Origin of the sequence: Salmonirosea aquatica (assembly GCF_009296315.1) — a bacterium.
GTDB lineage: Bacteria > Bacteroidota > Bacteroidia > Cytophagales > Spirosomataceae > Salmonirosea > Salmonirosea aquatica.
Genome location: NZ_WHLY01000002.1, coordinates 6,330,301 through 6,352,415, shown reverse-complemented (window position 1 = coordinate 6,352,415; position 22,115 = coordinate 6,330,301). Strand labels below are relative to the sequence as shown.

General features: G+C 49.5%; 13 protein-coding genes. 5 read left to right on the top strand and 8 right to left on the bottom strand.

Going from position 1 to position 22,115, the window contains the following annotated elements:
• The 7 genes from GBK04_RS27630 to rbp form a co-directional block, all read right to left on the bottom strand.
• Positions 1–3,558, bottom strand: coding sequence for a PVC-type heme-binding CxxCH protein (locus tag GBK04_RS27630; RefSeq protein ID WP_152765401.1), 3,558 nt, complete (start codon positions 3,556–3,558; stop codon positions 1–3).
• Between the two features lie 139 nt (positions 3,559–3,697).
• A complete protein-coding gene (locus GBK04_RS27625) occupies positions 3,698–4,405 on the bottom strand; it encodes a DUF3823 domain-containing protein (RefSeq protein WP_373331408.1) in 708 nt (235 codons plus the stop codon).
• A 27-nt stretch (positions 4,406–4,432) separates the two neighbouring features.
• Complete coding sequence (locus GBK04_RS27620) at positions 4,433–6,349, bottom strand: RagB/SusD family nutrient uptake outer membrane protein (RefSeq protein ID WP_152765399.1); 1,917 nt, start codon at positions 6,347–6,349, stop codon at positions 4,433–4,435.
• A gap of 63 nt (positions 6,350–6,412) precedes the next feature.
• The gene (locus GBK04_RS27615; RefSeq protein ID WP_152765396.1) at positions 6,413–9,622 is read right to left on the bottom strand and encodes a SusC/RagA family TonB-linked outer membrane protein; all 3,210 of its coding nucleotides are present in this window, start codon (positions 9,620–9,622) and stop codon (positions 6,413–6,415) included.
• A 316-nt stretch (positions 9,623–9,938) separates the two neighbouring features.
• A complete protein-coding gene (locus GBK04_RS27610) occupies positions 9,939–10,340 on the bottom strand; it encodes a hypothetical protein (protein ID WP_152765393.1) in 402 nt (133 codons plus the stop codon).
• Between the two features lie 173 nt (positions 10,341–10,513).
• The gene (locus GBK04_RS27605) at positions 10,514–11,086 is read right to left on the bottom strand and encodes an RNA polymerase sigma factor (RefSeq protein WP_152765390.1); all 573 of its coding nucleotides are present in this window, start codon (positions 11,084–11,086) and stop codon (positions 10,514–10,516) included.
• Positions 11,087–11,318: 232 nt separating this feature from the next.
• Positions 11,319–11,786: an RNA-binding regulator gene (gene rbp / locus GBK04_RS27600; RefSeq protein WP_152765387.1), complete on the bottom strand. Its 468-nt coding sequence runs from the start codon at positions 11,784–11,786 to the stop codon at positions 11,319–11,321.
• Positions 11,787–11,962: 176 nt separating this feature from the next.
• Here rbp and GBK04_RS27595 point away from each other — a divergent pair, with 176 nt between their 5' ends.
• Positions 11,963–15,175, top strand: coding sequence for a WD40/YVTN/BNR-like repeat-containing protein (locus tag GBK04_RS27595; RefSeq protein WP_152765384.1), 3,213 nt, complete (start codon positions 11,963–11,965; stop codon positions 15,173–15,175).
• A gap of 145 nt (positions 15,176–15,320) precedes the next feature.
• Here the strand turns inward: GBK04_RS27595 and GBK04_RS27590 are convergent, their stop codons facing one another.
• Positions 15,321–15,833 carry a metallophosphoesterase family protein gene (locus tag GBK04_RS27590; protein WP_152765381.1) on the bottom strand — a complete coding sequence of 171 codons (513 nt, stop codon included), beginning with the start codon at positions 15,831–15,833 and terminating at the stop codon, positions 15,321–15,323.
• A gap of 35 nt (positions 15,834–15,868) precedes the next feature.
• Between GBK04_RS27590 and GBK04_RS27585 the strand changes: the two genes are divergently transcribed.
• The 4 genes from GBK04_RS27585 to GBK04_RS27570 all read left to right on the top strand — a co-directional run bounded on the left by GBK04_RS27585 (position 15,869) and on the right by GBK04_RS27570 (position 22,065).
• Entirely contained in the window at positions 15,869–16,927 is a 1,059-nt protein-coding gene (locus GBK04_RS27585; RefSeq protein ID WP_152765378.1) for a 3-oxoacyl-ACP synthase III family protein, read from the top strand.
• Between the two features lie 278 nt (positions 16,928–17,205).
• Positions 17,206–20,049 (top strand): TonB-dependent receptor family protein, encoded by a 2,844-nt coding sequence (locus GBK04_RS27580; RefSeq protein ID WP_152765375.1) that lies wholly within the window; start codon positions 17,206–17,208, stop codon positions 20,047–20,049.
• Between the two features lie 98 nt (positions 20,050–20,147).
• Complete coding sequence (locus GBK04_RS27575) at positions 20,148–20,897, top strand: GLPGLI family protein (protein WP_152765372.1); 750 nt, start codon at positions 20,148–20,150, stop codon at positions 20,895–20,897.
• A gap of 280 nt (positions 20,898–21,177) precedes the next feature.
• Positions 21,178–22,065 (top strand): OmpA family protein, encoded by an 888-nt coding sequence (locus tag GBK04_RS27570; RefSeq protein WP_152765369.1) that lies wholly within the window; start codon positions 21,178–21,180, stop codon positions 22,063–22,065.
• The last annotated feature ends 50 nt before the right edge of the window (positions 22,066–22,115 follow it).

Genomic DNA, 22,115 nt, shown 5'->3' with positions numbered 1-22,115 from the left:
TTATTTAGTTACCCGCAGGATTCCATTCATACCCCGCCAGTGACCGGGGAAGGTACATACGAACGGATAATCGCCGGGGGTGCTGGGTACCGTGAATTCCAGCGTCACGGTTTCGCCGGGATTGACCAGTTTGGTATGGTGCAGCACCTCGGGTACCTTGGGAACGTACTGCATCTCGGCGGCCTTGGGGTTGGAAAGCATTTCATCGGCGGCATTGCCCACCTTTTGCAGGCTACCTATTTTGATAATCAGGAGGTTGTGTTGCATTCCGTCGGGGTTCTCCAGGTTGATAATTACTTTCTCACCCGCTTTAGCGGTTAACAATGCCTTGTCAAATTGCAACATCTCGGGTACTACCTTCAGCTCGATCACCCGGGCGTTGGATGAGGTAGTGGCCGTTGAGGTTTTGGTGTTGACTGCATTGGCCGCGTTCATATCCGTGGTGCTTGGACTTTGCAGCTCCAGGGTAGCTTTCTGAAAATTGCCCTGAAACCCAAAGCGCCCTTCGTACGGACCAATCTTCTCGGTACCTTCGCCATCCTCACCCGTGCGGAAGGTGTTGGGTAGGGTCTCCATAAACAGCATGTGCGTGTTACCTTCCGCCGCTACTTTTCCATCAATCTCGATCGTGATCTTTCCACCTCGGGTGAGGCTTGCCATCAGGTCAAACTTATCAGGAAGCGGCTCACTGGTTATTACCCGTGTATTCGTGCCATGTTGGTTCACATCCATCACTACTCTTCCATTCTGGATATACAGCGCATAGCCCGCTTTGCTGCTGCCCTGTCCGGCGATAAAGCCTTGCAGCGGCTTGTCTTCAGCTTTGGTCACGCTGGCGCGGAGTATTATCTCCTTGCCTTTCACTTCGGGACCGAACAGCATGGCGTTCCGGCGACCCAACGTATATACTTCCTTGGCTAGCATACCCACGACCTGTTCACTAAGCTCCGACTTGCGGTTGTTTTTCTCAGCGGCAGCCAGGTACCCCTTCTGGTGAGTAATCGCTGCGGCCATCAGGGATTTCGACAGCCAGCGGTCTTTGGCAAATTCATCATCCAGGGAAGCCAGGAAAAGGGTCTCGCCGATCTTGTCCGAAGCAGGTACTTCCACCAGCTCTACCAGGGTAGCCAGGCGGGTGTTCAGGCTTGGGTCTTTCAGCATTTGGGTTAAGGAGCCAAAACTTTGCTCCGTTTTGGGGAGTACCTGGGCGGCCGCTTTGCGGACTCCGGCGGCAGGGTGGGAGAGGGCCTTTTGCGCGGCAGCCAGCGCCTCGGCGTTGGATCCGTCCAGTAAGCCTAGCCCATTCAAGGTCCACAGGGCATGTACCGCCGGGCTGTTCAGGCCGATTTCGTCCACCTTGGGATTGGCGATGATTTTGTAGAGCGCCGGGGCTACCGACTTATCCTGTAATTCTACCAACAATCGCTGGGCGGTCATACGCCAGAACATATTGTCGTTTTCCAGGGCTGCTACTAAGCCAGGAACATCTTTCTTCGACAACTTCATAGTGGGCTTGCCAGCCGCGTTTTTGTAAATGACGCGATAAATGCGGCCGTGGTTCGTGTCACGAAGTGGGCTGATGAAGGCGTTGCCTTGGCCGTGAGGCTGTTCGGTAAAGGGCAGTACGAATTCAGAGGGGGCCTGGCGGGGCACGAATACGTTGTGCTGGATGATGAAATTGTACCAGTCGGCTATCCAGACTGCTCCATCGGGACCTACCTGAGCCTGTACCGGACCGTACCATTCGTCCGAGCTGGCCGTCAGGTTCCAGCCATCATTTTCCTTGAATCCTGCGCCGTCCGGTTCAATGATGGCATTGTGCACCAGACGCATGGTGGGTTCGTTTACAAAAGCGATCCGGTTCCAGTATTTTTTTGGATAATCGCGGGCAGTATAGAAATGGTGACCGGCCGCCGCAGTAAAACCTCCTACCACATCCACCTGCCTGATGTTTGGTGTCATGGTGTGGGCATCGTAGTGGCCATCGATTTTCTGTACGGAATTTACCGGCTCCTTGTCGCCCGGAACGGCGCGAATCAGGTAGTTTTCGGGCATTGAATAAAAAGCACTATGAGTATTATTAGCGGTGGAAAGGAAAATGTTGTTGTCTTCCGTTACGCCCAACCCCCAGGTGTTATTGCTGCTTTTACCCAGGTAGCCAAATTCTTTTCCATCGGGCCGGAAGCGGAACAAACCCATCGGAAAGCGGATTTCTTTTCCGTTTACAGTTCCGTTAAAACCGGAGTACCCTACCGATCCCCAGATCCTGTTGTCGAAGCCATAAATCAGATTGGAAGGCCCAGAATGGGTGTCGCCTTTGCCCCATCCGTGACTCAGTACCTCGGTTATGTCGGCTTTGTCGTCGCCATTGGTATCCTTCATGAATACAATATCGGGTGCCATGGTCACGATAATACCGTCGTTGGCAAATATCATACTGGTGGGGATATTGAGTCCGTCGGCAAAGACCGTGAATTTATCGGCTTTGCCGTCGCCGTTGGTATCCTCGCAGATCTTGATGCGGTCGTTGGCCTGCCCGTCCGTTTCCTTGAAGGTGTTGGGGTAATCTACCGATTCCACCACCCAGAGCCTGCCGCGCTCGTCCCAGGCCATCGCGATGGGGTTAATCACATCGGGCTCCATAGCGAATAATTCCACTTTGAATTCGGGAAGTACCTGGGTGAGTTTCTCAGATTCAGTGGGAGAAAGTGCCTCCTGCATTTTGGGCACGAGGTGGCGCTTGGTATACTGGGCGATGGTGTCGGCATTATAAATATCCACATCGGGAATATTCAGGGCCGCAATCTGGCTCTGAACCTGATCGCCCAAAGCCCAAAGTACCCCGTTACGCACCAGATTCAGAAACCCAATGTTGGACCAGGTGCGGTCCTCATGGCCGTAGGCTGTATAGAATACCCGCCCTTTGCCCTGATTTCTCACCCAGGTGTAGGGGTAATGCTGGCCGTCCTCAACCCGCTCGGTCAGGACGGTCATGTCAGGGTTCAGGTTTTTAAGTACGTAGGTTTCATCCCAGGTGGTGAAAGGAGTAATGCCTTTCATGACGGGATGATCGGGTTTTACGATCACACTTTGAAAATCGCCGGTTTTGTGCGAGGCAAACTGTCCGCCGATGGTCTTGAGGTACCATTCGGAGTTGAGGAAACAGCCCGAGGCCGAATGTAAAGGTACCAAGCCTTTGCCGCCCTCGACGAATCCCTTCAACGCAGCTTCCTGTGCGGGAGAAATCACGTCATGATTGGCGTAAATGATCAGGGCGTCGTACTTGGCGAGATTTTCGGGATTCAGATCGTTGAGATCTACAGTATAGGACGTATTGATGCCGCTCTCAAAAAGTTTGATCGCCAGCCAGGGGGCATATTTGCCCGAGTCGTGGTGCTTGCTGGTGTTGCCCAGGAAAAGTACCTCGGCGCGGCGCCCTTCGGATTTGGACGATTTCGAGGTACTGCTGCCCGAAGTACTCATCTTATTCTGCGCACAACCCAGCACCAGTAAACCGGCCAGGGCGACGGCGAAGTACTTTTTTACTATTCCTTTCATGTAAATGTATTTTGGACTAAAACGTACTTGTTGACAAAGCGGATTATTAAAGTAGGCTACTCTTGTAAAAGCAATAGGCTGTAGGCAACAGGCTTTCCAAACCCATTGCTTATAGCCTACAACCTATTGCTTGTTTGAATTATAACTGAATTTTTTCGACTTTGGAGAAAACCATGTCTTCAACGTCTTTAACCTTTACCCCCACGCGGGCGAAAACAAAGTCCTGTGCCGGACTGATGGTCGGCACGTCTACCGAGAGGCTAAAATTGGTTTTACCCGTAACATCGTCTCCTTCCTTGTTCGTAATGGCGACATTGTTGGCGCGGGAGACGAACTGGGTCCGGCTGATGAGCAGCGATACACGCTCCACATCTTTGGCATCAGCTCCAGTGATGATTTTCTCAATGTCGAAGGTAGAGCTCACCTTGTTCACCTCTTTGGAAAACTTGGCGTTACGGATCATGTAGTAAGGCATCACCTCGATATCTACCTCTTGGTTACCATTGAGGGAAACGAAGGTGGTGTCCTTGGCAGTCGCATCTTTTACGAGCGTTTTCCAGGGACCATCGTTGTTGGTAAATACCAGTTTGTAATTCCCATCGAAGAGTAGTGCCGAGTAGGAACCATCCTGGTCGATGGGCGCGTCGATGGGGGCCAACTTACCAAAGCCGGGTTGCCACAGTTGCAGTCGTACCTGGCCGTATTCCACCCCCACGGGTTCACCCTTATAGACAATTTGGCCCGTAAGCTGGGTTTTGGGTTCAGCGTAGTTGTCCTTTTCGCAGGAGGCGGAGATGACTCCGAGAGCCAACACCGCCAAAATCAACTTATATCTTCTGATATTCATGGTACAGTTTGGTTTGAAAGTGAAGGACTATTGGTTGGGATTACGAATCAATTTTGGGTTGTTGTTGATAGCATCGTCAGGGATATTGAAATAGTACATTCCCAAGCCCCAGCGACTGGAACCCGTTATACGGCTGAGTTTTCTCTCTTGAAAAATCCATTTGCCATCGTTGGGGGTACCTGGTGCATAAATCTTGTAGGGCCAAAGCGACCAGGGCTGTGTACGGCGCTTGGTCGCTTTGCCGATATCAGATGTCAGTTCACTTATGGAGGCAATTGGGTTGCCATCGAAAATGTCCTGCCCAAGCCGCCACCTCTTGATGTCATAGAATTCCAATCCTTCGTAGGCAAACTCGACCCGACGCTCGTGGACAATACGGTCAAAGGTAATCTGGCCGGTTGTAAGTGGAGTAACAAGTCCCGCACGCTCCCGCACCTGATTCATGTACATAGCAGCATCGGCATTGTTGCCCAATTCAAACGAAGCTTCAGCGGCATTGAGTAAGACTTCGGCGTAACGATAGCGGATGAACCACACCTCACTTTGAGTACCACGACGGCCTGATCCTACGATGGGGTCTTGGTACTTGCGAATGTAGAAGCCCGTCTGGGCCGTAAACTCAAAACCGTCGATCGGGCCATCGAAACCTACCACCTGGCGGGGCACGGTTGTGCCAGGGAGGGTCTTTTGTGCGCCCCGGTCGTCACCGCTAATGATCGTACCGTCAGGAATTTTGACCCCCGCGAAAATATCGACTGTCCGGCCTTTGAACTGAGAACCTGGTAGCATCACCGTACCGGCCAGTCGTGCATCGCGGCCTGCAAAAATATCCAGTTGGTTGTTGTAAACGGTGGGTGTACCAGACCCTGACGAAGTTCCCGTAGGAATGGGAGCAAAGGTATTGTCAAGTTTCTCAAACGACTGTACCAAATTCAGGGAAGGATTGATACGTCCGCCCTCTTCTTCTTCGGCTCCAAAGCGAGGCTGATTGGAAATCGTGAAACCCAGGGTTTTGTATTTTAACTGGAAATCTTCCACAAAAATCACTTCTGGGTTATTTGCTTTGTCGTAAAACAGACTGGCAAAATTCTCGGACAAATCAGGCTTCTTCTTGTAGAGGGCATACGCGCCGGCCGTACCGCTGATGATTTCCTTGGCCGCCCGTAAAGCTATGGTATAGTAGCCAGCTGCCTTAGAAGCCTCAATGCCTACCTCCCCGCCGGAAAGTGATACCGCTGGGGTTTTCGCACCATACTTGGCAAGCGAACCAGCGTAAAGAGCAGCCCGAGATTCCATCGCCAGGGCCGCACCGCGGGTAGCGCGGGATTTCTCAACCGCCGAAGCAGGTAGTTTGCCCTTGATCTCCTCGGCCTCCTTGATGACGAAGTCATAAATCTCGGACTCTTTGGCGCGGGGATACCGTAGATAGGTTGGATCGCCACTAAAATCGTACGTCAGAGTTTCCAGAATCAGGGGTACCCCACCGAAACGTTTTACTAATTCGAAATAAAATGAAGCGCGTAGAAAACGACCTTCCGCCAGAAAACGGTCTTTTGAAGCTTGAGTGATCTTATCGGCGGCCGTAACCTTTTCAATGAATTGATTGATATCCCGGATATAACCATAGTTCCAGAAATTATTATAATTTCCAAGGTCTACGGCAATGGTTAGGGGGACACCACTATTTTGGAAGGAGCCATACGAACCGGCATTGGACCAATAAGCCTCATTGAGGCCGGAGATGGACGCCCAGTTCTTTGTGGTGGCTATTTCTTCGTACCGGTTGTAGAGGTCGCCCAATACCGACAGGATTACGTCGTCGTTGGCATATACCTGGTCTTCCGTCAACAGAGCGGTGGGTGGTCGGTTCAGGAACTTCTCATCGTTACAGCTCCAGCTCACGGCGAGAAGAACCGTCATGATTATATAGGTTGTCTTTTTCATGTTGATTTGATTATTCGGTTTTATTGGGTTTCAAACTTTCAACCGTCTACTATCCACGGTCCATTAAATAGAAAGGTTGACTCCCACGTTGATGTATTTGTTCTGTGGATACTGCAGCCCATTGTCGTCGGCTATCTCGGGGTCGGTACCGAACTTCTTCACGTTGTCGATCGAGAACAGGTTATAGCCATTGATGTAGAACCGGGCCCGGGACATCTTCAATTTGTCCAATACGGCCTTGGGCAGCGAATAGCTCAACTCAATCGTACGAGCGCGCAGGTATTTGACATTGTGCAGCCAAAAGTCCGAATCCGGGCCGTAGTTGCTGTGACCGCCATCGTTATAGCGCAGGGCCGGGTAGGTGCCGGGAATCCAGGCGCTATTCCTATCGAAGGGATCTGTACGTCGCCAGCTGTCAAGAAAGAGCGCGTTCAGTGCACCGTCGTTTTGGTAAGCCCAACGCTGTTCCCATTTTTGATTCCATGAATACAATCCACCGCCGGAGAAGTCGGCGTTGAAGGTGAATTGCTTCCAGGTCACAGCAAAATTCAGGCCGACGTTGATATTGGGAGCCCCCGACGTTTTGTACCCAATAGGACGCTGATCGAGTCCATTGATGACATTATCCCCATTGATATCCTTATAAATCAGGTCGCCGGGCAGTAGGGTACGGTTGCCCTGGCCGTCGATGTTGACGGGGTACTCCGCAATTTCCTGTTGGGTTTGGAATTGTCCCACCGTTTCGTAACCCCAGAAAATGTCCTTATACCGTTGTTCGCCGGAATTACGGTAACGATCCCAGGAATTATTGAAAATCGGTTTGTAAGAATTCTCGAAGCGGCTGCGTGAAAAGGAGAAGTTACCCCCGATCTGATAGCCAAAATCACCGGCTTTATTGTTGTAGACCAAAGCGGCTTCCCAGCCCCGTTGCCGGTCGCTGTTTACGTTCTCGTCGGGTAAGGCGTATCCTAGTTCATTGGGTACCTGCACATCGTACTTACGTCCACGCAAACCAGTCCGTAGGCGATCGAAGTAATCGAACGATCCCGTAACCTTTGTACCGAAGAGCGAAAAATCAGCTCCTATGTCAAATATCTTGCTTTTGAACCAGGTGATGTTGTCAATGATTTGACCCTTATTACGGGAGGTCACGATGGAAGAGCCGCTCAAGATCGCATTTCCCTGATTGTAGTTATAGCCCGGTAGGTAATCATAGGGGCCGATGCCGATATCATCATCACCTAAAACGCCGTATGAGGCCCGTATTTTCAAGTCATCGAGGTAAGAGCGTTCTCCAATCATATTTTTAATGAACTGCTCATCGGAGATTCTCCAGCCTACTGAGGCCGACGGGAAGAAACCAACGCGACGATCAGGTGCAAATTTCCAGGAAGCATCGCGGCGGAAAGAGCCTTCAAAGTAGTAGCGATTGGCGTAGTTGTAGGTAGCACGTCCAACGTAGCCGATCCGGGCAATCTGATTGTCGACGTCGGTAAAATCCACCACGTTGGCGAAGTAAATTAGGGGTAGTACATTAGTGGAAGGTACCGAACGAATCCATTGGTTCTGATCGCGCTCTTCCTGACGCTCAGCCACAAAGGTACCCCCGACGGTGTGCTGTCCGAAGGTGTTGTTATAGGTCAACTGTCCCTGATACACATTGCGAATAACCTTACGGTTCCTTCGCTCGCGCCAGGGGTTGCTACTGCCACCTGTTGGATTATATGCATCATTGATGGCATCGTAAGTATAGGCGACATAGGTGTATTCGTGCCCATCCAGCTTCTGATCATCGATGTAATACGAGTACATGCCCCGCGCCTGTAGGCCTTTGATGCCGGGGATTTGGTACTCAGCGTACATATTGGACTGTAAAATGCGGTGGATGTCCGTCGCGTAGCCACCCAGCTTCTTGTTGTTATAGGCCCAGTTGGTTTCGTTGTGCTTGATGTCGTTCAGATAGGCCGGATTGTCATTGGCGTAGGGGCGCTCAAACGGACGATTCCGCAGGATCGCAAAGCGCGGCAGCCAGTAGTCGTCACCACCGGGGATACCAGGATTGTCCTGTACTTTAATCTGCCCACTGATTTGTATGCCCACTTTCAAATTATTTGTGATGTTGGCATCCACGTTACTTTGCAGGTTGCTCCGTTCAAAAGTAAATTCACGGCCCAGGTTCGAAAACTGCTTAAGGCGGGTACCCGAAACGTAGTACTTGATCTTATCTGATCCTCCTGTCATATTCAGGTTGACGGATGTCAATGGAGCGTTGGGCTGTACGATAAAATCCTTCCAGTTGAAGGTTTGGTAGCCGGGCTCGGTACCCTGCTTGTATTTATCGAGTTCAGCCGGAGTTAGCGAAGTCGTGCCGCTTTGGTTGATCTGCGCTTCAGCACGACCCAGCTGCCATTGGTAGGAGTCATTTACGACTTCAGGAAATCGTGACCAGTTCTGCCATCCCGTGTAGGCATCCAGACTCACCGTATTTTTACCTGCTTTACCTCGCTTGGTAGTTACCACCACAACTCCATTTGCCGCCCGTACCCCATAAATCGCTGCAGAGGCATCTTTCAGAACAGCCAAGCTCTCAATGTCATTGGGAGCCAGGTTATTGAATTGCGTGGCATCTTGTTGAATTCCGTCGATGACATACAGGGGATTGCCCATGTTCCGGATTTGGACTGCTGCCCCAGCGCCGGGACGACCATCGGGCATCCGGAAGGTTACGCCGGGTATTTTACCCGCCAGTCCCGAACTGACTGTAGAGCCTCCATGCACCCGATCGAGATCTTTACTTGTCACAATAGCGATAGCCCCGGTCAGTGATTCTTTCTTTTGGGTACCGTAACCTACTACCACCACTTCTTCCAGGGCTTTGGTATCTACCGCCAACGTAACACTTAATGTAGTCTGGCCAGCCGATACCTCCACTTCTTTTGAAAGGAAACCCACAAAGGAGAATACCAGGGTAGCCGGACCGTCTCCCACGTTGATTGTGAATTTGCCTGCTGCATCGGTGTTGGCTCCGGTTTGGGTACCTTTCAGTACCACGCTGACCCCGGGTAGGGGGGCTCCCGATTCTTCCGTTACGGTTCCTGTAAGGGTACGATCTGCTTCATTTAGCTTAATCATAAGTCCCGATACCGGCTTGGGGTCTGCCGGCGCGGCGTTGGCCCACGACAGGCCCGCCAGACAGCAGGCCAGTGAGCTCAGTCTCACTGCCTTGCGCGCGAGCGCTGGGAGTAAGCCCTCAATTCGTCGAATTTTTCTCATAGTATAAGGAATTGGTTATTAGTGTTAATAGGTTACAGGGGTGGCTTGTCCAGCATTTTCATTACTCGGTAAGCCGGAGCAGCTGTCTGCACATGCAGTCGGAAAGTCGACAAAAGCCTGTTGACTGACCTGCCTGAACATGTTTTTCGGGATTGGATTGCTATTTTTCATCTCATAGGTAAGAAAGTTTAAAGGTTAGTAAGACTTTTATTCAATGATAAACATCACTTTTACTAGACAATTTCATATTCTTTATTAAGTGTGAGGGTTTGTTATTTTTCCTGATTATCCTGTGCTGACTGTCTCGTTCCAGATGTTACCTGCCAATGACAAGTTGCGGATCCGGTATATGATATCTAGTATAGTACCAGTAGCCCAAGATACTGATCATCAGGAGCAGAGTGAGCCAGACCAAAAACAGGTTCAGGCGCGAGAGGAACAATTTCCCTTTTTTCTCTCGTTTATGCTCTTCAACTACATATTGCTCGACTGCTCCCCACATCTTAGTGCTCTGATCCGGACTAGGGCGGTGCCTACCCGTATCTTCGGCCAGTAGTATCACGTACCCTTTTGCGTCTTCGACCATTTGCTTCTTTTCCGGATAGTCCAGCAAGTATTGATTCCAGTGGGCATCACGGGCAACGTCAGGGTGCAAAACCCAGGCTATGAAATCATCATCCTGGATTAATTCAGTAAGTGAATAAGGGTAGGGTTTCATTACCGGATAGAGCGACGCAGAGCCATTCGTTCAAATACTAAGAGGCGGATAATTTTAAATTAACCCCTTTAAATGGAATTATTTTATAAAATAATTCAAAAAATGCTTGGCAATGAGAAGTGGTAGAGTGGGGAACTGACTTTCTGCACAGGTACCTGCTGGGCGCTTGGATTTCAACCTAACAGTTCGAGCGGGCGATTATGCCGCAAAGTGCAAAGGGCCTTGTAGATGAAGTTACGTACCGATTTCTCACTGATTCCCATGAGGCGGGCGGTTTCGGCAATGGTGAATTCTTCAAAATAACGGAGGGTGATTACCTCGGCCTGACGGCTAGGGAGTTGGGCTACCGAACTATGCAGCCAACCGGCCAATCGTTGCGTAGTTTCACGTTGAATGTGCTCAGCTTCAGAACTGAGGGATACGGAGAATACTCCCAAACCCGAGGCCTGAGATAATTCCTGCATGATCGGGAGGCTGGCGCGACTACGTTGGATCCTCCGGCGCAGGGACCTGAACAGATAAAATTTTACGGACACGATGTCAGGAGTCAGGGTATTGCGCAGGCGCCACACATCAATGAAAACGTCCTGTACCGCATCTTCAACCAGGTCCGCAGAGCAGGATAATGTACAGCCATAGTGGTAGAGTGTTGCATGGTATCGGTCGAAAAAGGACCTAAAACCTTGCTCGCTTCCTTTTCGGATCAGATGCCACAATTCGTGATCGGACTCGGTTTCGCTATCCATTGTATTGGTAGAAATTCACAAATTCACTCCGGACAAAGTTATCATATAAAGATAATAAAATGCTGCTTAAATGCCATTTGTTTAGTAAACTATTGGGGCCTAAGATAATAGTATTGTGTCTGGGTAAAGAAAGCACGGTCAGAAAGACATGGCAAAATCAAGTGAATCGATACAAAAAAAGCCTTGCGGGAGAGTTACTTCTTCTCCCGCAAGGCTTTTCAGTAGATAACTATTATTTATTCGAAGTCGTCGCGGTCATTTCCCCGGAAGCCCCCTCGCCGATCCGAATCCCGGTCCGGGCGATCCCACTTCTTATCACCTGGTCGGTCGTTTGAGCGGTTGAAAGGACGGCTGCTTTGATCGCGGCGCTGGAAGTCCCCTCCCCCCCACCGGACCGATAGCCTCCCGCCCCGCCGCCACCGCCAGGGCGGTTTCCTCCCGGACGTGGACCCGTCCGTTCAGTCTTTTGCGATTCATTGACTACCAACTCCCGGCCCATTATCTCCTGGCCATTCAGATTTGAGATGGCATCTTTGGCCTGGGCAACATCCGGCATTTCCACAAAACCGAAACCTTTACTTTGGCGCGTCATTTTATCAATGATGATCTTCGCGGAAGACACCTCCCCGTATTTTTCGAAGATTTCGCGCAATTCTGCTTCCTTCATTTTAAAGGGAAGGCTCCCTACGTAAATGTCCATTGTTTCAATTGGTTTGTTTTTTTTCTAAAAGTACACTTTTTGGGTAAATTCAAATACACAATAATGATTATTTTACCATTAAAGCCATGCCAACACCAAAAATGAATCTGCCCTTCTGGGAATAACCTTAGCTTTGTTCTTTCTAGAATCACCTTTAGCAAATAATGTAATTCTATATGAAGTATTTACTACTATGGGTTACTCTGCTGTCGATCCAAACGCAATCCTGGGCACAGAAGAAAAACCGAAATTACAAATCTCAGTCCAGTGTGGTTGCCAATGCTGATTCGTTGGATATCAGCAGTAAGCTTAAGGCTTTGAAATGGCGGAACATCGGCCCCTTTCGGGGAGGGCGTTCCGTTACTTCGGCAGGGGTAGTGGCTGATCCGCTTGCCTACTACATGGGTACTACGGGAGGAGGCCTATGGAAAACTAATGATGCGGGGGTTTCATGGGCCAATATTTCGGACCCATATTTCAAGACCGGCTCCGTTGGGGCGGTGGCTGTTTCGGAATCTGACCCCAATGTGTTGTACGTCGGTATGGGAGAGCATGCCCCGCGTGGGGTAATGACCTCTTACGGTGATGGGGTGTACAAATCGACGGACGCCGGTAAAACCTGGACAAAAACGGGCTTGGATAAAACCAGGCATATCGCCATGATCCGTATCCATCCCCAAAATCCTGAGGTAGTATATGTGGCGGCTCAAGGCGCTCTTCACGGGCCGTCGGAAGAACGTGGCGTTTACAAATCGGAGGATGGCGGGCACTCCTGGAAAAGGGTACTTTATGTGGATGAAAATTCGGGCTGCGCCGATTTGAGTATGGATATGACCAATCCCCGAATCCTATACGCCGCCCTCTGGGATCACCGCCGCCTTCCCTGGCAAATGGACAGCGGTGGAAAAGGCAGTGGACTATACAAATCTACCGACGCGGGATCGACTTGGATTAAACTTGAAAAGGGCCTTCCTAAAGAGATGGGTAAGATGGGCATATCGGTTTCCCGGGCCAACCCCGAGCGGGTGTTTGCGGTGATCGAATCCGACACTGAGAAAGAAAAGGGTGGTGTGTTTCGATCTGACGATGCGGGTAAGAGTTGGGAGCGGGTCAGTAAGGACCACCGTACGGTCCAGCGTGCCTGGTATTATACCGAAATTTTTGCTGATCCGGGGGATGAAAATACGGTTTATGTACTGAATTCGCCCGCTCTGAAATCAATTGATGGCGGAAAAACATTCAGTAGTGTTTTCTCCAAAACCCATGGCGACCACCATGATCTTTGGATCAATCCAAACAATACTAGGAACCTGGTCCTTTCCAACGACGGAGGCGCGGCGGTGAGTTTCAACGGCGGTGAAACTTTCTCGTCCCAGGATGGGATGCCTACGGCCCAGTTTTACCGATTGAGTGTCGACAATTTGTTCCCGTACCGTATTTATGCCGGACAGCAGGACAATTCTTCGGTAATGATCACGAGCCGCAATACCGCCGGAGGCAGTATTACCGTCCGCGAATGGGAGCCATCGGCGGGCGGGGAAAGTGCGTTTCTGGCCTTTGATCCCGATTCTCCCCGCTACGTCATGGGGGGGAGTTATCAGGGGACAATTGAACTACTTGACCTTGAAAATAAAGAGGGTAAAGGAGTAATGGTATCGCCCGTTCAGTACCAGTCGGTCCCGGCTAAAGAAATGAAATACCGGTTCAACTGGAATGCCCCCATCATTTATTCCCAGCGCGAAAAAGCATTCTACCACGCCGGAAACAGGGTGTTCAAGACGACCGATTTGGGGAAGACCTGGACCACAATTTCGCCTGATCTTACCCGTGCCGATACTACTAAACTGGGTTTGGGGGGAGCGCCCTACACCAATGAAGGAGCGGGAGGCGAAAACTACGCTACCATTTCCTATCTTATGGAGTCACCCCAGGAAGCTGGTGTGTTCTGGGCGGGAAGCGACGATGGACTGGTACACATCACCCGGGACAACGGCCAGACCTGGACCAATGTGACCCCGAAAGGCCTTGAGGAAACCCTGATCAATTGTATCGAAGTATCGCCCCACGACAAAGCAACTGCATATCTGGCCACGACGCGCTACAAGTTCAATGACTTCACCCCGGGAATCTACAAAACGACGGACTACGGGAAAACATGGACAAAAATCAATCAGGGCATTCCCGAAGGTGCCTACACCCGCGTGGTGCGGGAAGACGATCAGCGGAAGGATTTGCTGTATGCCGGAACCGAAACGGGTTTGTATATCTCATACAATGGGGGTAAAGTATGGTACCCCTTCCAACTGAACCTTCCCGTAACACCTATCACTGACTTGAAACTACATCAGAACGATTTGATTGCCGCCACGATGGGGCGCTCGATTTGGATACTGGATGATCTTGCACCACTGCGGCAGTACAGGGAAGCTATGGGGGAGGATAGTTTATGGCTTTATACGCCTGAGGACGCATATCGGGTGTCGGGTCGGAGTACCCTGGATAAAGTGAAGGATGAAGAGGACAGCCCCGGGACAATAGAAAGTAGCCTGGTGGGAGAAAATCCGGCCACAGGCGTTGTGATTTACTACCAGCTCCCCCTTCAACCCGATACGAGTAGTGCCCTTAAATTGGAAATTCTGGATGCACAAGGTAAACTTATCCGTGAGTTTAGCAGTAAAAAAGATGAGACTTTTGAGAAGTATCCGGGTGGCCCCTCGGCCGACGACCTTTTGCTCACAAAGGGGGGGATGAACCGTTTTGTATGGGATATGCGCGCCAAAACTCTTCCGGGGGTACCTAAGGTATTCATTGAAGGAAGTTACGACGGCCATAAGGTAGCTCCCGGACGCTTTACGGCCCGACTGACTTATACGGGCCAAGTCAAATCCGCCACCTTCAACATCCTGCCTGACCCACGCATCAAGGCCACCGATGCAGAGTACCAAGAGCAGCAACGGGTTCTTACTTCTGTGGAAGACAAGGTGAAGGAAATCCATAAATCAGTATTGGACATGCGGAAAGCCCGCAAGCAAGTTTCTGACCTGGCCGATTTACTAAAGGAAAAATCGGCACTCAAATCAGTGGCTGATTCTGCCAAAATATTGGTTAAGTCGTTGAAAGGCTGGGAGGAAAAACTTGTGCAAAACAAGTCGGAATCGAACGATGATGTAATTAATTTTCTGAACATGCTCAGTGCCGACTACATTTTCGTGCGCGGTGAGCTGGATTCCAATGTACCGGGTATCACCAACGGGCAAACTCAGCGATTGGCAGAATTAGATGCCCAGTGGGCAACCCTGGATGCTGAGAAGCAGGTCTTGCTGGGTAAAATCGCCGCATTCAACATCCTTTGCCGGGAAAAAGGAATTGAAAAGATTACCCTACCTTGATCAATTTTGAATGGGAGAATAATGGATTTTTACTGACAAGATCGAGTACTTAGGCCGCATTCATTTTAGATGGGTAGTAAATCTTCGATATTCATATAAAGCCAAAATTCAATTACCCCCTTCCTGTATACCAATATTCACTCATTCACAATTGAATCGCTCCGCGGAGCCCTAGCTCTACTACCTCCATGGCTTTGATTTTTCCGCTGTCCAGGGAGAAACGGAGCAGTGTTCGCATTTTATGAAAGCCTTCTTTACCTGCCGCACCGGGGTTCAGGTAGAGCATATTGTTTAGGGCCGGATCACGCAGAACGCGCAGAATGTGAGAATGTCCACACACGAAAATATCGGGCGTCTCGGTGCGCAACTCTGGCCGAACCGTGGGATTGTAACGGGGAGGAGCCCCGCCAATGTGTGTCATCCAGACGTGGAAGCCTTCCAATTCAAAGTGCAAATTCTCCTTGGAACGCAGCTGCACTGGCTTGCCGTCGATATTGCCATACACCACCCGCAGAGGCTTATAAGCTTCGAGGCGATTCAGGATATCCACATGGCCCACATCTCCGGCATGCCAGATTTCGTCACAGTTTTTAAAATGAAGGAAAACTGCTTCATCGAGGTGGGAGTGAGTATCCGAGATAAGTCCGATTCTTTTCATAGTACAATAGTATCAACAATCAACTGAAAAAACGCATGCCTCTGCATACCAAAATAGCCGGAATTGGGTACTATGTACCCGAAAAAGTAGTTACCAATGATGATCTGGCCCAAGTCATGGAGACTTCGGATGCCTGGATTCAGGAGCGTACAGGTATTCGTGAACGGCGATATGCCAAGAAACACGAGGAAACCACGACTACAATGGCGGCCCGCGCCGCCGAAATCGCCATTGAGCGAGCCGGAATCCAAAAAAACGAAGTAGATTTCATCATCTTCGCCACGCTAAGTCCCGACTACTACTTTCCGGGCTGTGGGGTTTTGCTACAACGTGAATTGGGCATTACCAAAACCGAAATCGGGGCTTTGGACATCCGTAATCAGTGCACGGGGTTTGTATATGGCCTTTCGGTAGCTGACCAGTTTGTCAAGACCGGCATGTATAAAAATATCCTGCTGGTAGGAGCCGAAATGCACTCGATGGGCATGGAGTTTGACACGCGAGGACGGAACGTAACGGTGATTTTTGGCGATGGGGCGGGGGCGGTAATCCTGCAACCGACCGAAGCGGAGGGGCAAGGCATTCTTACCACGCATTTGCATTCCGATGGCACCCACGCCGAACAACTCGCGGTACTCAGTCCCGGCAGCCATGGCGGTCATCATCTAGCCGAAGCGAAGTTTGATTATCCGGATTCTGAATATGGCGACATTTTCGTGTATCCCGAATTGCTAGAGAACAAAAGCTTCTACCCCGCCATGGATGGGCAGTTGGTATTTAAAAATGCCATTGTAAAATTCCCGGAAGTAATAGGGGAGGCGCTTCAAAAGACGGGCTTATCGTCCACAGACATTGATTTACTGGTACCCCATCAGGCCAATTTACGGATAAGTCAGTTTGTCCAATCCCGTTTGGGGCTTCGTAACGATCAGGTTTGGAATAATATACAGAAATACGGAAACACTACCGCTGCGTCCATTCCCATCGCCCTTTGTGAGGCCTGGGAGGCCGGCAAGGTGAAGGAAGGAGATTTGGTCTGCTTGGCGGCCTTTGGAAGCGGATTCACCTGGGGCTCCGCTTTAATCCGCTGGTAGGGTTTTAGTTTTTCCCCCAAGTGGGTACTTTCAAAGGGTACCCACTTTTTTTGTGTTTTGTGTATACATTATTGTATACTTTATATAAATTAAAATTATATATTTACGAACCATAAAATATGTTAAAAAGAAGTTTTAAGTTTATTGACTAAATATTTAGTTTAAATTTGGGGAAATTTAATTTGAAGCCTTTGCAACCATTTATGACTTTTTCAGACCTTTAGCTTTAATGCACCTACCAGTCCATCTCACCGCTTATACAACCAACCATCAAGCCCTTGAAAAAAGCCCTACTTCCGCTCCTCCTTGCCTTGTTTTGTCTGACTGCACAAGCCCAAACCTCCGGGCGGTTTTCCATTAAGGGAACTGTGGTCGATTCATCGGGTACCACACTGCCTGGTGCCACCATCATGCTCCTGCTTCCCAAAGATTCTTCGCTGGTCAACTTTGGCCGTACCGATGAGCAGGGGGTACTTGAATTCAAGAATATCAAGCGTATTCCGCACCTTTTGAAAATTTCGTACGTAGGGTACCTTCCCTATGAACAGTTGATTACGCCCACCGACGACGCCGTATTCGATGCCGGGAAAATTCAACTGAAAAACCTGAACCAGGATTTGTTCGAGGTGGTAATCAAAACGGCCCGCGCCCCGCTCAGTATCCGGGGCGATACGGTGGAGTACAACGCCAGTTCGTTCAAGGTACCCCCTGGCTCTACGGTAGAGGATTTACTGCGCAAATTACCCGGCATGCAGGTCGAGCAGGATGGTACGATCCGGGCGCAGGGCCAGGAAGTACAGCGGGTGACGGTAGACGGAAAGCGATTTTTTGGTGGCGATGTGAAAATGGCCACTAAAAACCTGCCCGCCGAGGCTATTTCCAAGGTGCAGGTGTTCGATGGCAAATCGGAGCAGGCACGGCTGACGGGTGTAGATGACGGAAAAAAAGAAAAAAACCTGAACCTCGAGCTGAAAGACAGCCATAAGAAAGGGGGCTTCGGCAAGGCCACGGTCGGAGCGGGTACCAAGGAGCGCGTGGAGGCCAAAGTGAGCTACAACCGCTTCAACGACAAGCAGCAGTTCGCAATCGTGGGTCTGGGCAACAACACCAACCAAACGGGCCTTACCTGGGATGATTACCAGGATTTCCGGGGCAGCCAGTCGTTCAACTGGGGTGACGATGGGGACTTTGGCTTCAACAACAACGACCGCTTTATTTCTTTCGGCGATGATGAGAGCCTTACTATATCACCGGGTGGAGGTCAATCGAACCAGGGGTTTACCAAAAACTGGGTCGGTGGGGTGAACTACAACTACGACAACAAGAAAACCCTGTTCAGTTCCAATTATTTTTTCAATCAAACCGATCGGGTGCAGGATGCATTCAACCAAAGGGAAAGTATCCTGAGTGCCAACTCTTTTCGGAACGAGGATCGGAACTCGACGGGCAACCTGAGCGCCAACCACCGGGGCGGTATTCGGCTGGAACAGAAGATCGATTCGTTAAACACGCTCGTGGTGGTAAGCAACGCCCGCTTCGGAAACGGCAATTCGAGTTATATTTCCGAACAGCGGTTTTACCGCAACAACCCGGTTTGGAGTTCCTCGTTGCCAAACCTCGCGACGCGCGCCGACATTGCCAACGCCAATCGGTTTAATTCATTTTCAATGGGCAATACGGCCCTGTACCGCCATAAATTCAAGAAAAAAGGAAGGAATATGGCAGCCAGTGTGGGCTATAACATCAATAATTCCGACGGCGAGTCAAGCCAGCGCTCCCGGAACGAATTCTACACGGACGGCCAGGATCCCCGTATTGTGAATGTCAACCAGAATAACGAAACCAATAGCGTCAGGACGCAGCTGAAGGGGAGCCTGCTGTACCTCGAACCCATTGCCAAAAAATTCACCTGGGAAACCTTCTATAATTTCAGCCTGCGGCAGGACGAAGTGGATCGCGACGTATTCGATGTCAACGAGGATAACAGTACCTTCGTAGCCAACGAGCAATTGACCCGCGCCTATTCCAACCGGTTTATTTACAATCGTTTGGGTACCAGTTTCAGGTACGCTAACAAAGGCCTGAATATCATGCTGGGCGTGGCAGGGTTGCAATTTGACCTACAGGGAGAATTTAGCCAGGGACAGAGCAACTCAACCCGCTCGAGCATCGACCGGCAGTTTACTCGCCTAACGCCTAACGCCAGCCTTCGCTACGATCTGAAGAACAACCGGTACCTTAACGTCAGCTACAGCATGAATGTGAACGAACCTTCCATTACGGACCTGCAGCCGATCGTGGATAATAGCAATCCGCTGTACATCCGCGAAGGTAACCCCAACCTGGTACCCCAGTCGTATCACCGGGTAAGCACCGGCTACCAGTACTTCAACCCAGGTAGCTTTGTGCAGTTTTTTGGCAACATCTATTACACATACAATGTGGATCAGATCGTTTATAGCCAGGAGATCGACGAAAATCTGGTCACACGTTCCCGGCCTACCAACGTAACGGGTGGCTCGAATCTGGGATCTTATCTGAACTACGGTTTCCCATTGAAGAAAACCAAAAGTACCCTGAATCTGAACACGTCACTGAATTTCAGCAAAAACCTGATTTTTATCAACGATATTCTGAACGAAACCAACTCCAACCGCTATAATTTCGGCACGCGGCTCAGCCTGACGCCCAGCGACAAGTTCACGTTTTATGGCAATGCCGACTGGAGCATCACGAATACCCGCTTCTCGGTAAATTCCCAGCAGGATCAGAAAATCATTAATAGTAGCTACAGCGCCGAAATGAATGTGAAATTTCCCATGGATATCTTTTTTTCGAGCCGGTTTAATGTGAACACCTACAAAAATGATCAGTTTGGCTTCAATCAGGTGCAACCTATCCTGAACCTTTCATTATATAAAGTCATGTTGAAAAGTAAAAAGGGAGAAGTACGGCTGTCTGCTTACGATGTTTTCAACCAAAATCAGGGGATCAGCCAATATGCTTCGCAGAATTTCGTGACCACCTCGCAGGTAAGTACCTTGGCCCGGTATTTCATGCTGAGTTTTACGTACAATATGCGCGGTGTAACGGCTAGCGTACGGAAGAATGGGTACTACTGATGACTAGGAAATTCCGGTCTTTTGGGCATGGAGTTTTCCTTACATCGCTGCCTCAGATAAGTTCATTAATATTTATCACCTTGCACCACTCAAATCAAATGAAACAAATACGCCTTATTTTCTTCTTTGCTGTTTTCGCCCTTCCTACCCTGGCTCAGGAAATGGAAGGTGTTGTCACCTACGAAAAGGTGTACCACTGGGCCAGCATTTACTCCCGAATGGACTTCATGAGTCAGGAGGAAAAAGACCGGATCAAACTGACCTGGGGAAACGACGATGAAGATAAAACCAAAATGAAACTGGTTTTTACGCCCAGCCGGAGTAAATATACCTACGACAGCGACCAAGCCACCAGTGACGATGGCCGGTACAGTTGGCGGCAACGCGATTATATTATTTATCGTGACTATGAGACCGAAAAGAAAACCGAAATCATCGAGATGTTGGGTAAAACTTACGTGATTGAGGATTCGCTTCAGACGCCGAAATGGAAAGTAATGAATAAGATCAAGGACATAAACGGCCACGTGTGCATGCTGGCGGTGGCGGAAGATACCATCAAAAAGCAGAAAGTCGAAGCGTGGTTTGCTCATGATCTGCCGGTTTCGATCGGGCCGGAAAAGTACTTCGGTTTGCCGGGCTTGATTATGGAGCTGGATATCAATGAAGGGGATGTAGTGGTAACGGCGACAAAAGTGGAAATGAAGCCGGTAGGAGAGGAAGTTAATTTGCCGAAAAAAATAAAAGGTAAGAAGCTGACCAACAAGGAATACGATGACTTACTCTGGACGCATATTCGGGACAGTATGGTAGCGCATCGGAACCCTTATTGGTCCATGCCGTATTAAAATCAGCGGAAGCTAAATAGTTAAAGATCGTTAAAAAGGCAGTGCTTGAAGCACTGCCTTTTTTTATTATCACCTTACCATCAACTAAATAAATACAATTTTGGAGTAGTATTGGCATACTATTTTAGAGTATTATTGAAAATATTCTTCTTTTTAGAGATAGAACACTAATTTTGCGGTCGAATTCCATACAAAGGATTGTTTGTCAATCAGTTGTTAGGTAAAGCTGTGTTTTAGTAATCTTTAACCATAACTTAATACTCATAAACTCACTAGTCCCATGCAAAAGACAATTGTTGCCATTGCCCTTCTTTTAACGTTAGGTTCTTGCGCGAGCAAGAAAAAAATGCTGGCCGTTCAGACCGAACGGGATCAGATTCAACTCCAACTCGACAAAGCAAGAACCGACCTGAGCGATTGCGATGGTAAAGTAGCTAAACTAAATACTGACCTCAGAACCGCTCAAACGGACCTGGAAGCGAGGAATTCCAAGCTTAAGGAGCTTCAGGATCAACTGGATTTTATGAAGAAAAATAACAATGCACTTCTGGATCGTATGTCTGACCTTTCCGTGATTAGCAAGGAAGGGGCCGAAAGCATCAAGAAATCCATGGATGTCATGAACAACCAGGGTAACTACATCCGTGATCTTAACAGCAGCATTCAGCGCAAGGACTCACTGAATATGGCTTTGGTCATGAATCTTAAGCGTTCATTGCAGGACGTTAGCGACGAGGATGTACAAATCGAAGTGAAGAAAGGCGTTGTGTATGTATCGCTGTCTGACAAAATGCTGTTCAATACGGGTAAGTACGACCTGACTCCCCGGGCTCAGGAAGTACTTGGTAAAGTAGCTAAGATACTCAACGACTACAAGCAAATCGATATTCTGGTGGAAGGCCATACGGATAACGTACCCTTCCGCAGTGGTAATCTGGAAGACAACTGGGATCTTAGCGTAAAGCGTGCTACCTCGGTGGTACGTACCCTGCAAGAAAAATATGGTGTGGACGCCAGCCGCATGATTGCCGGTGGTCGGGGTGAGTTTATGCCCAAAAGTGATAACACGACCAAAGAAAGCCGTAGCATGAACCGTCGGACGGAGATCATCATTACTCCTAAGCTTGACCAGTTCTTTAATCTGTACATGCCACAGGCAGGTAAATAATCGGTAGAGGATTCTAATTTATCGAACTACAAACAAGGCGGGCGGCTCGT

Excerpts from the sequence above, each read along its gene's own strand:
- GBK04_RS27585 (WP_152765378.1), top strand. The coding sequence starts at position 15,869 with ATGCCTCTGCATACCAAAATAGCCGGAATTGGGTACTATGTACCCGAA.
- GBK04_RS27595 (WP_152765384.1), top strand. The coding sequence starts at position 11,963 with ATGAAGTATTTACTACTATGGGTTACTCTGCTGTCGATCCAAACGCAA.
- GBK04_RS27575 (WP_152765372.1), top strand. The coding sequence starts at position 20,148 with ATGAAACAAATACGCCTTATTTTCTTCTTTGCTGTTTTCGCCCTTCCT.
- GBK04_RS27630 (WP_152765401.1), bottom strand. The coding sequence starts at position 3,558 with ATGAAAGGAATAGTAAAAAAGTACTTCGCCGTCGCCCTGGCCGGTTTA.
- GBK04_RS27615 (WP_152765396.1), bottom strand. The coding sequence starts at position 9,622 with ATGAGAAAAATTCGACGAATTGAGGGCTTACTCCCAGCGCTCGCGCGC.
- rbp (WP_152765387.1), bottom strand. The coding sequence starts at position 11,786 with ATGGACATTTACGTAGGGAGCCTTCCCTTTAAAATGAAGGAAGCAGAA.
- GBK04_RS27590 (WP_152765381.1), bottom strand. The coding sequence starts at position 15,833 with ATGAAAAGAATCGGACTTATCTCGGATACTCACTCCCACCTCGATGAA.
- GBK04_RS27570 (WP_152765369.1), top strand. The coding sequence starts at position 21,178 with ATGCAAAAGACAATTGTTGCCATTGCCCTTCTTTTAACGTTAGGTTCT.
- GBK04_RS27625 (WP_373331408.1), bottom strand. The coding sequence starts at position 4,405 with ATGAATATCAGAAGATATAAGTTGATTTTGGCGGTGTTGGCTCTCGGA.
- GBK04_RS27620 (WP_152765399.1), bottom strand. The coding sequence starts at position 6,349 with ATGAAAAAGACAACCTATATAATCATGACGGTTCTTCTCGCCGTGAGC.
- GBK04_RS27605 (WP_152765390.1), bottom strand. The coding sequence starts at position 11,086 with ATGGATAGCGAAACCGAGTCCGATCACGAATTGTGGCATCTGATCCGA.
- GBK04_RS27610 (WP_152765393.1), bottom strand. The coding sequence starts at position 10,340 with ATGAAACCCTACCCTTATTCACTTACTGAATTAATCCAGGATGATGAT.